The sequence below is a fragment of the Acinetobacter sp. P37 genome (genome assembly GCF_057480965.1).
In genome coordinates this window covers 16,779-27,812 of sequence record NZ_JBLIYY010000026.1, presented here as the reverse complement: position 1 = coordinate 27,812, position 11,034 = coordinate 16,779, and the positions used below count along the sequence as shown (strand labels likewise).

General features: G+C 40.9%; 7 protein-coding genes. All 7 read left to right on the top strand.

Annotation, left to right across the window (positions count from 1 at the left end; all coding sequences use genetic code 11):
- The first annotated feature begins 318 nt into the window (after positions 1 to 318).
- The 7 genes from ahcY to AC25JC_RS16315 all read left to right on the top strand — a co-directional run bounded on the left by ahcY (position 319) and on the right by AC25JC_RS16315 (position 10,906).
- Positions 319 to 1,701: an adenosylhomocysteinase gene (ahcY, locus tag AC25JC_RS16345; protein WP_180039608.1), complete on the top strand. Its 1,383-nt coding sequence runs from the start codon at positions 319 to 321 to the stop codon at positions 1,699 to 1,701.
- A 184-nt stretch (positions 1,702 to 1,885) separates the two neighbouring features.
- Positions 1,886 to 2,722, top strand: a complete 837-nt coding sequence (gene metF / locus AC25JC_RS16340; protein WP_168378282.1) for a methylenetetrahydrofolate reductase [NAD(P)H] — start codon at positions 1,886 to 1,888, stop codon at positions 2,720 to 2,722.
- Between the two features lie 32 nt (positions 2,723 to 2,754).
- Positions 2,755 to 3,468 carry a 16S rRNA (uracil(1498)-N(3))-methyltransferase gene (locus AC25JC_RS16335; protein WP_486924455.1) on the top strand — a complete coding sequence of 238 codons (714 nt, stop codon included), beginning with the start codon at positions 2,755 to 2,757 and terminating at the stop codon, positions 3,466 to 3,468.
- A 183-nt stretch (positions 3,469 to 3,651) separates the two neighbouring features.
- Positions 3,652 to 6,528 carry a bifunctional diguanylate cyclase/phosphodiesterase gene (locus AC25JC_RS16330; protein WP_180034411.1) on the top strand — a complete coding sequence of 959 codons (2,877 nt, stop codon included), beginning with the start codon at positions 3,652 to 3,654 and terminating at the stop codon, positions 6,526 to 6,528.
- A 140-nt stretch (positions 6,529 to 6,668) separates the two neighbouring features.
- A complete protein-coding gene (locus AC25JC_RS16325; protein WP_078192090.1) occupies positions 6,669 to 8,948 on the top strand; it encodes an NADP-dependent malic enzyme in 2,280 nt (759 codons plus the stop codon).
- Positions 8,949 to 9,029: 81 nt separating this feature from the next.
- Complete coding sequence (locus tag AC25JC_RS16320) at positions 9,030 to 10,271, top strand: multifunctional CCA addition/repair protein (protein WP_486924454.1); 1,242 nt, start codon at positions 9,030 to 9,032, stop codon at positions 10,269 to 10,271.
- Between the two features lie 161 nt (positions 10,272 to 10,432).
- Positions 10,433 to 10,906: a hypothetical protein gene (locus AC25JC_RS16315; RefSeq protein ID WP_486924453.1), complete on the top strand. Its 474-nt coding sequence runs from the start codon at positions 10,433 to 10,435 to the stop codon at positions 10,904 to 10,906.
- The last annotated feature ends 128 nt before the right edge of the window (positions 10,907 to 11,034 follow it).

The window sequence follows — 11,034 nt, the reverse complement described above, 5'->3', positions numbered from 1 at the left end:
CGTAATCGAGGAAAAAGACTGGGCTTAAGATTCAATTTAATTGCGGGAATCTATAATTTAGAGCTGAGCAAAAAATGAATTATGAAAGAAGTCTATTATCTTTTTATTATCAGATTATTCATCTATATATTAACCAATTTTTGATTGGAACTCACTCTATTTCCAAGTACAATACTGCCCTAGTCGAGGGATGCTGCGACTTTCTTATAGGCACTAAATATAAGATCGCTAGGCTCGACGATTCGGTTGGACACTCGTTCCAATCAACAACGGCATCCGCGAACATAATGATCAATTGTTTTTATTAAGGAGATCGTGATGAACGCGGTTAATGCTTCATTTACAGATTATAAAGTTGCCGACATTTCACTAGCTGACTACGGCCGTAAAGAAATCAAACTCGCAGAAGCAGAAATGCCAGCCCTCATGGGTCTTCGCAAACGCTATGCAGCGGCTAAACCGCTTGCTGGTGCGAAAATCCTTGGCTGTATCCACATGACCATTCAAACTGCAGTTTTAATTGAAACTCTAGTTGAATTGGGCGCAGAAGTACGCTGGACTTCATGCAACATCTTCTCTACTCAAGACCACGCTGCTGCTGCAATCGCTGCTGCAGGTATTCCTGTATTTGCTTGGAAAGGCGAAACTGAAGAAGAATACATGTGGTGTCTTGAACAGCAAATCAATGTGAACGGTACACCTTGGGATGCAAACATGATTCTGGATGATGGCGGTGACTTAACTGCGCTTGTTCACGAAAAATATCCTGAAGTGATTGCTAAAATCCACGGTATTACAGAAGAAACCACTACAGGTGTTCAACGTCTTTACGAAATGCACCGCGACGGTACTTTAAAAGTTCCAGCAATTAACGTAAATGACTCTGTCACTAAGTCTAAAAACGACAACAAATACGGCTGCCGTCACTCACTTAACGATGCAATCAAACGTGGTACAGATATGCTTTTATCTGGTCGTCGTGCGCTTGTAATCGGTTATGGTGACGTAGGTAAAGGTTCTGCTCAATCACTTCGTCAAGAAGGCATGATTGTACGTGTCACTGAAGTTGACCCTATCTGTGCAATGCAAGCATGCATGGACGGTTTCGAAGTTGTTGCTCCGTATAAAAATGGCATTCAAACGGGTAAGAAAGAAGACATCAACCTTGATCTTCTTCAAAATACTGACTTGATCGTAACAACAACTGGTAACTACCACGTATGTGACGCTGCAATGCTTGATTCATTAAAAGCTGGCGCTGTAGTTTGTAACATCGGTCATTTCGATACTGAAATCGACACAAATTACTTACGTGGTTACAAGTGGGTTGAAGTGAAGCCACAAGTTCACCAAGTGTATCGTACAGAAAATGAAAACGATTACTTAATCCTTCTTTCTGAAGGCCGTTTGGTGAACCTTGGTAATGCAACTGGTCACCCATCACGTATTATGGATGGTTCTTTTGCTAACCAAGTATTGGGTCAAATGCACCTATTCGCTGAAAAATTTGCTGATCTTCCTGAAGATCAAAAACAAGCTGCGATCCGCGTAGAACTTATTCCTAAGAAATTAGACGAAGAAGTTGCTGCTGCAATGGTTGCAGGTTTCGGTGGCGTATTAACGACTTTGACTCAAGAACAAGCGGATTACCTCGGTGTTCAAGTTGAAGGCCCGTTCAAAGCTGAGGCTTATAAATACTAAGTTTTATAAATACCTCTCCCTAACCCTCTCCTAAAAGGAGAGGGAACTCTTCATTGTGAAAGCAAATTTGATGTTAACTCCAAATCACTATTACTTTCATAATGGAAGTCGCTTCTCCCTCTGGGAGAAGGTTAGGATGAGGGGATTTTTTTAAATAAAAGTATTTATAAAAAAGGATTTGAACATGTCAAAACAGATTCCTATTTCCTTTGAGTTCTTCCCGACCAAAACTGATGCGGGCGCGGAAAAACTTAAAGTTGTACACCAAGAACTTCAATTATTAAATCCTGAATTTTTCTCTGTAACATACGGTGCAGGCGGTTCTACCCGTGAACGCACTTTGTCTACATTGAATGATTTCAACGGTAAAGGCACACCGGTTGCCCCTCACCTGTCTTGTATTGGTGACAGCAAAGAACGTATTGCTGAATTGCTAGATTTGTATAAATCGCAAGGCATTGACCGTATTGTTGCGCTGCGCGGCGACTTGCCGTCTGGTCAAGTGGGCTTGGGCGAATTGCCTTATGCAACAGATCTTGTGCGTTTCATCCGTGAGCACACTGGTGATCATTTCAAAATTGAAGTTGCAGCATACCCAGAAATGCACCCGCAAGCAGACAGCTTTGATCTCGACATCAAACGTTTCTGCGACAAAGCCAATGCGGGCGCTAACGCAGCACTCACACAGTTCTTCTTCAATCCAGATGCCTACTTCTACTTTGTAGAACGCATTCAAAAAGAAGGCGTGAACATTCCTGTCGCTCCAGGCATCATGCCTATTACCAATGCAAGTAATTTAATTCGCTTTGCTGATGGTACAGGTGCAGAAATTCCACGTTGGATTCGCAAACAGCTTGCGACTTATGGCGACGATACAGCGTCAATCAAAGCCTTTGGTCATGAAGTGATTGTAAAACTTTGCGAACGTCTGATTGCTGGTGGTGCGCCAAGCCTGCACTTCTACACCATGAACACCACTGACCCTACACGTCAACTTGTGAAAGACCTCGGTCTTGCATAAGACATTTCGACCTTTTTGAGAGTAAAACTTTAATGCCACGTTTTTATATTGAAGCTGATTTAACTGTTGGTACGACTGTTGAATTAACGGAAACAGTGTTTCATCACTGGGTAAAAGTTTTACGTGCTCAAGTGGGCGAAACAGCCACTTTGTTCAATGGGCAAGGTGGCGAATACCATGTTGAATTGGTTGAAATCGCTAAAAAGTCGGCTGCCGTCCAAGTTTTGCAATTCAATCCAAGCAATCGCACACCACATTTTACTGCACTATTGGGTCAAGTGATGAGCAAAGGCGACCGCATGGATTATGCGATTCAAAAAGCGGTGGAACTCGGTGTTTCTGAAATTCAACTACTCACTTCAGAACGTTGTGAGATGCGTTTGAAGTACGATCGTGATCAAAAGAAACTTGACCATTGGCAAGGCATTGCTATTGCTGCTTGCGAACAGTGTGGACTCAACATTGTTCCTAAAGTACTTCCGCCTCTTTCCCTTGAAAAATGGTTGGAAAGTGACCTACCGACAACAAAATTGGTACTCGCACCCAATAAAGATGAAATTGATGTATTAGCTGATCCTGACCCACAATTTGCCTTACTGATTGGCCCTGAAGGTGGCTTGAGCGAAGCCGAGATCAGCGCAGCAAATGAGAAAGGTTTCGTGAACTGGTGTATCGGTGAACGTGTCCTTCGCACAGAAACTGCACCTGTAGTTGCACTTTCAATTTTAAATTATAAATTTATTTAATTTTTACTCGATAGTTCATCTGAAAGCATCAATGATGGCATCCTTGATATTGCTTTTTATTTGTAACGCAATTACCCTAGAGTCAATAAAAACAAATGATTTGTTACCAAGAATAAACAAATACTCTCAGGAACAATACAAATACAACGATCTAGATTTAGTTAGGGCAGGGTTTTTATATTCATGACGTATAAACAAGATGAATATATCAAGCAGTACAATCATACTGCTCAAATTGCGAACACGATTCGCCATAGCCGCTATTTTTTAGTCAGTATCCTGATTATTTGCTTATATATTTTTTCGATATATCAAATTTTTTATAAATCGCCATCTTTGTATTTCAATATTTGGTTTATTTTTACAGAAGTTTTTGTCAGTTTATGCTGGCTGATGAGCACCGTTTATTTTAAACCCGAACAATATTCACTGATGATTGCGCATCGTTGGCTACAGTTTCAGTGTTTTTCAGTTGGTACGTTGATTGCGAGCGGTATCTTTTTAATTTTTTACTATTTACCTGCGACCAATCAAAGCTTTGAACCGATTCAGGCCTTAACGCTCTCCGCCCTACTCTTGATCGTGACACAAACCTTTGGTTTGACCTATTTAACGCAAAAACTCAATTATTTTTGTTTGGCCTTCATCCCGTCTATTGTGCCGTATCTGATTGCACAGTTCTTTTTCTTAGATGGTTCAAATCACTTATTTAGCCTGAGTATTAATTTTGGGCTCATTGTGATTCTAATGTGTGCCATGACGTCATATCGAATTCATCGTCGTGTGTCGACCTTACATGCCAAAAATAACCTACTGGTCGATAGTGCCAAACAACAAGTCAAATGGACTGATGAACTGTGTCAGCAGCTCCAAGATGAAGTCAACAAATCACGAGACATCGAATTACAGCTACAACTGGGTAACCAAATCCTTGAACAGAAAGTTAAAGAGCGGACCTTCGACATTGAGCAAATGAACAAGGATTTAGAAAACCAACAAGCCAATTTAGTCCTTGCGCATGAAATCGCCGGTTTACGTCCTTGGGATTGGAATATCAAAGATCGTAAAATCGTTGTCACCAACTATAAGCAAGAAAAAACCCTTAGACATTCGAAAGAGCATCAACAACAATTACAGCATGTGATCCATCCTGATGATATTCCTCATTTTAAGTCGGCAATGATTCAACATCTACGTGGATTTAAAGATCGTTATGAGGCCACCTATCGAATTCAAAACAGTCAAGGAAAATGGAGTTGGGTACATGATATTGGGCGGGTCATTCAACGCGATCCAGATAACCGTAAGCCCTTGCGCATGGTCGGTATTCGTCGTGACATTCATCAGGAACGGACGTCTCAAGAACGTTTAAAACTTGCAGCCAGTGTACTCGAACAAGCTGCTGAAGGGATTTTCATTTTAAATGAAGAGCTGTGCTATATCGAAGTCAATCCATTTTACGAACAATTAACCGGCTTTAACTACGACCAAATTATTGGTAAACATCTTTTTGATATCACTGCAAATTACAAATCAATTCAACGCAGTATGCACTACTCGATCATTAAACAAGTGCTGAAAATTGGTGAGTATGATGGTGAATTGCACGAAAAATTTCTTTCAGGTAAAGAACTGACGCTATGGATGCATATTAATGCGATTACCGATGATCAAAATCGCGTCACCCATTATATCGGGATTGTCTCAGACCTGACCGAACGTAAATTGCAAGAACAACGTTTATCTTATTTAGAAAATTATGACACTTTAACGGATTTACCGAACCGTTTTTATTACAACTATCAACTGCATCAGTATTTAGTTTCGCAACAAGATTCGATTAAACAGTTGGCCGTCATACGTTTAAACATCGACCGTTTCCGTCCATTAAATGAATATCTCAGCAACAATGGTGGTGACGAGCTGTTACGCCAAGTCGCACAGCGTTTACGTCTAACCAATGCCGAAGCTCTGTTTGTCGCACACTTAAATGGCGATGATTTTGCGATTGTGTATGAAATTTCACACATCCGCCCTTCTGTGCAAGAGCATTGTGAACGCATCAATAAAGCCTTTAGCATTCCATTTAATATTTTTGGCCAAGATCATGTCATCACCTTATCTATGGGTGTAGCGTTCTACCCTGAGCATGGCCGTCAGCTAGATTATCTAAATAACTGTGCGGAACAAGCGCTGAGCGAAGCCAAAAATTTGGGAGGCAATACTACACGTTATTATTCCAATGAAAATACCGCATTATTAGAGCAAGGGATCTTCTTGGAGCGAGACTTACGTAAAGCCATTCAAAATAATGAGCTGGTGGTGTATTACCAACCGAAGATTAATTTCCGTGATAAAAATATTTACGGTTTTGAAGCCTTGGTGCGTTGGAATCATCCTGAAAAAGGCTTAATACCACCAGGCTTATTTATTCCTTTAGCAGAACAAACCAGTTTAATTTCAGATATCGGGCGTTTTGTCCTGCAAAAAACCGCGCAGCAAATTCGCTTTTGGAATAATTTGGGTTATCAAAATATTTGTGTATCCGTCAATATTGTCGCGCAGCAACTGCGCCGTGGACAATTATTAAATGATTTAGATGAAGCGATAGATGCCAATCAAATTGATGGTGCCAGTCTGGAACTGGAAATTACAGAATCTTCTTTGGTCGAAAATCTAGATTCAGTACGTGAACTGTTAAATGAAATAAAAAAACGTAAAATCAATATTTCACTTGATGATTTTGGCACTGGCTACTCATCTCTATCCTATCTGGCTGATTTTCCAATTGATATTTTAAAAATAGATCGCAGTTTTATCTCTAAAATTGGTGAAAATAAACAATTGGCCATCGTTAGTGCCATGATTGCCATGGGTAAAGCGATGGGCATGACGGTAGTCGCTGAAGGGATTGAAACTGAACAGCAGTTACAGTATCTACAAGACTTAGAATGTGACATTGCTCAAGGCTATTTTTTCTCTAAGCCACTGCCACAAGAAGAGGCAACCGTGTTCCTAGAAAATAATATCTCTTCGCCTGCTTATACTTACTTAATATAAGTCACTATGCCTGAGCTATAAGATTGTCTGAAAAAGACGCGACTTCGACTGTCCCAACTGTGCAACTAATGTTATATTCAAGCGGATAAAGCAAGCATTGCAGCTTTATATTGGATAAACAAAACACAATCGAGATACAGATGGACGATCAATCTTTAAAACAGCAGGCTTTGTATTATCACGAATTTCCAACTCCGGGGAAAATCAGCGTTACACCAAGCAAACAATTGGTCAACCAACACGATTTAGCCCTCGCATACTCGCCAGGTGTCGCTGCACCTTGTTTAGAAATTGAACGCGACCCATCTACTGCTGCACTTTACACAGCGCGCGGTAATCTTGTTGCTGTAGTCAGTAACGGTACAGCCGTACTGGGCTTAGGTAACATTGGTCCTTTAGCGTCAAAACCTGTTATGGAAGGTAAAGGCGTTCTATTCAAAAAATTCGCTGGTGTTGATGTTTTTGACATTGAAATTGCTGAAAACGATCCAGACAAAATCGTAGATATCGTTGCAGCATTAGAACCAACTTTCGGTGGTATCAACCTTGAAGACATCAAGGCCCCAGAGTGTTTCTACATCGAGCAAAAACTTCGTGAACGCATGAATATTCCTGTGTTCCATGATGACCAACACGGTACATCGATCATTGTGGGTTCTGCATTACTGAATGCACTTCAACTCAATGGCAAAAAAATTGAAGAAATCAAAATTGTCGCTTCTGGCGCAGGTGCTGCTGCCCTTTCATGTTTGAACTTACTTTGCGCACTTGGCGTGAAAAAAGAAAACATCGTTGTGGCAGATTCACGCGGTTTATTGACGACTAAACGTGAAGGCTTGGATGAGTCGAAAAAGGCATACGTTCAAGACATCGAAGGCTCTCAGCTTGCTGATGTAATGGAAGGTGCGGACATGTTCCTTGGTCTTTCTGCAGCAGGTATTTTAACCAAAGAAATGGTTAAAGTCATGGCGAAAGATCCGATCATCTTTGCCCTTGCTAACCCAGACCCTGAAATTCTTCCTGAACATGCACATGAAGCACGTCCAGACGTGATTATGGCAACTGGTCGTTCAGACTATCCAAACCAAGTGAACAATGCGCTTTGCTTCCCTTATATCTTCCGTGGCGCACTCGATGTTGGTGCAACCACAATTAATGAAGAGATGAAGATTGCTTGTGTACATGCGATTGCTCGCATGGCACATGTTGAAGCAGACGCTGCATCGTATGGTGAAAAATCTGCTTCATTTGGTCGTGATTACCTCATTCCGCGCCCATTAGATCAACGTTTAATTCTTGAAATTGCACCTGCAATTGCGCAAGCAGCGATGGATTCTGGTGTAGCAACTCGTCCGATTCAAGATTTCTCTGCATATCGTCAACGTTTATCTGAATTCGTCTACAACTCTGCGTTTATGATGAAACCAATTTTTGCGCAAGCGAAAACTGATCCAAAACGCATTGCATATGCTGAAGGTGAAGATTTACGTGTACTTCGCGCAGTACAAATTGCAGTTGATGAAGGTTTAGCAAAACCAATTCTTGTAGGCCGTCCTGCAGTCATTGAAGCAAACATCAAAAAATTAGGTCTACGTCTTGAAGATGGCGTGAACATCACTATCGTCGATCAAGAGAAAAACCCTGATTACGATAAGTTTGCTGACGATTACTACAGCATCATGCAACGTAAAGGTGTAACGCCTGAATACGCTCAGCGTGAAGCACGTCGTCGTTCAACACTTATCGCGGCAATGTTGGTTCGTCATGGTGTAGCTGATGGTATGTTATGTGGTACTTATTCTAGCTATGACATTCACTTAGACTTTGTCAGCAATGTGATTGGACTAAAAGAAGGCCGCAATAACTTCTTTACGCTGAATGCATTGATGCTTGAAGACCGTAACTTGTTTATTGCTGATACTTACATTAACCGTAATCCAACAGCTGAACAGTTGGCTGAAATGACTATTTTAGCGGCTGAAGAAGTACGCCGTTTTGGTATTACGCCGCGTGTAGCATTGCTTTCTCACTCAAGTTTCGGTTCTGACCAAAATGATCCTAGCGCACAAAAAATGCGTAAGGTTTATGATATTTTGTCAGAAATTGCACCTGAACTTGAAGTTGAAGGTGAAATGCATGGTGATGCTGCATTGGATGAAAATATTCGTCATTTCGCATACCCGAACTCACGTTTTAAAGGTTCTGCGAACTTGCTGATTATGCCGAATCTGGATGCAGCGAACATTTCGTTCAACTTGTTGAAATCAACATCGGGTAGTAACGTGACGATTGGCCCAATTCTTTTGGGTGCTGCAAAACCTGTTCATATTTTAACACCAACAGCGACAACTCGCCGTTTAGTGAATATGACTGCATTAACAGTTGCAGAGATTCAAGAAAACGAAAAATTAGCACTCTAATTTAGTTGACTTGAACACACTTTGTGACTTGAGAAAACCTCTGTTCTGTAGCATGATTGCTCTAAGAATAGAGGTTTTTTCATGCAAGTTTATTTAGTAGGCGGTGCAGTTCGAGATCACTTGCTCGGGCACCCCTATCACGAAAAAGATTATGTCGTTGTCGGTGCAACGCCGGAACAATTACTTGCTCAAGGTTATCAACCTGTGGGTAAAGATTTCCCTGTTTTTCTTCATCCAGAGACCAAAGACGAATATGCCTTAGCCCGTACAGAACGTAAGTCTGGACATGGGTATCATGGCTTTGAATTTTATACCGACGTCAATGTCACACTCGAGCAAGATCTCATTCGACGCGACCTCACGATCAATGCGATAGCGATGGATGATGCAGGTAATGTCTATGACCCCTATGGCGGTCAACGTGATCTAGAACAGCGTGTCCTTCGCCACGTGTCTGATGCCTTCGTCGAAGATCCATTAAGGGTTTTGCGTATTGCACGTTTTGCGGCACGTTATAAAGCTTTAGGTTTTAAAGTGGCTGATGAAACATTGGAACTGATGCAAGAGCTTGCCAAATCTGGCGAGCTTGAAGCCCTTACACCTGAACGTGTATGGAAGGAAACGTCTCGTGCATTAATGGAAGACCACGCAGATGAATATTTTGAGGTATTAAGAGCCTGTGGCGCTTTAAAAGTCTTGTTCCCTGAAATTGATGCGTTATACGGTATTCCACAGCGTCCTGAATATCATCCTGAAATAGACTGTGGCATTCATACCATGATGTCGCTACAACAAGCGTGTCGTGCAAATTATTCTTTGGATGTTCGTTTTGCTGTACTGGTACACGACTTAGGCAAAGCACTCACTCCAGTGGATGAATTACCGCGCCATATCATGCATGAAGAACGTGGTGTAAAACCCGTTACCGATGTCTGTGACCGTATGCGTGTACCCACCAATACCAAACAATTGGCCATCTCAGTGTGTAAAGAGCATTTAAAATGCCATCAAGCCTTGAGTTTAAAACCAGGTACCTTGTGGCGCCTGTTACAACGTCTGGATGTGCTACGCCGTCCTGAACGCGTAGAGGCCTTTGTACAAGCCTGTGAATGTGATTCACGTGGTCGCTTAGGTTTAGAGGATCGTGCCTATCCGCAAGCTCAATACGTTTTAGATGCCATGCAGGTGGTTCGTAATATTAAGGCTTCTGACTTACCTTCAGATGTGAAAGGCCCTGATATTGGTGAAATGTTGATTCAGAAACGAATTGAAGCTATCGGACAATTCAAGCATGAACTCGGCCATAACACGCCTACAGCTTAAAATAAATCCTCTCAGAAATGAGAGGATTGACTTTCATCATTGCTGTTAAGCCTGCCGAAGTATTTTGAAATAAATGAAAAATTGAAATAATCTAGTGTCATCTCTGAAAATTAAATACTGATACTCAACCCAATTTAAGACTGGTAAAAAGAATAAAAATAATGAAGAAACAACTTTCCAATATATTGATTGCTCTTGTCTTTTGCGGACTCCTAGTAGGGATGGGCTTTACCCAAACCCTTTTAAAAAGTTTGCCACAGCTCATCATGATATTTTTTGGAATGTTAACCTTAGGCTCCTTAATAATTAAGCGTTCATTTATAAGCTCTATTCCTTTTTATATAGTTTTGGGAGTTATGTTTTATATTAATATTTTTCTATTGGCGAGCGCTGCTGTGGATTTTATTCATCCACATCAAGACTGGACTACACAGAATGACGGGAGTATTGATAGAAGCCCAAATTTAAACTGGCTGTGGGCGATAATTGTCTCCTTTTTTCTTTCCCCACTCAGCATTGTTTTCTATCATAAAAAAATTCAAAGAAATAAAGGTCTTGAAATAGCCTTTATTACTCTTTTTATTATTGTGACATTGATAATTTATATAAAATTTGAGCTACTCTGCTGTAATTAAATTGCATCTTTTATAAATATTTAGACATATTATCGCTAAATCACAATCTATACGTTGATAGGCCTTTTTAAATTTGAAAGCTATGCTGCTGTCTAAAATGTATAAGCATTTATAGACAGCAGCTATTC

Excerpts from the sequence above, each read along its gene's own strand:
- AC25JC_RS16315 (WP_486924453.1), top strand. The coding sequence starts at position 10,433 with ATGAAGAAACAACTTTCCAATATATTGATTGCTCTTGTCTTTTGCGGA.
- AC25JC_RS16325 (WP_078192090.1), top strand. The coding sequence starts at position 6,669 with ATGGACGATCAATCTTTAAAACAGCAGGCTTTGTATTATCACGAATTT.
- ahcY (WP_180039608.1), top strand. The coding sequence starts at position 319 with ATGAACGCGGTTAATGCTTCATTTACAGATTATAAAGTTGCCGACATT.
- metF (WP_168378282.1), top strand. The coding sequence starts at position 1,886 with ATGTCAAAACAGATTCCTATTTCCTTTGAGTTCTTCCCGACCAAAACT.
- AC25JC_RS16330 (WP_180034411.1), top strand. The coding sequence starts at position 3,652 with ATGACGTATAAACAAGATGAATATATCAAGCAGTACAATCATACTGCT.
- AC25JC_RS16320 (WP_486924454.1), top strand. The coding sequence starts at position 9,030 with ATGCAAGTTTATTTAGTAGGCGGTGCAGTTCGAGATCACTTGCTCGGG.
- AC25JC_RS16335 (WP_486924455.1), top strand. The coding sequence starts at position 2,755 with ATGCCACGTTTTTATATTGAAGCTGATTTAACTGTTGGTACGACTGTT.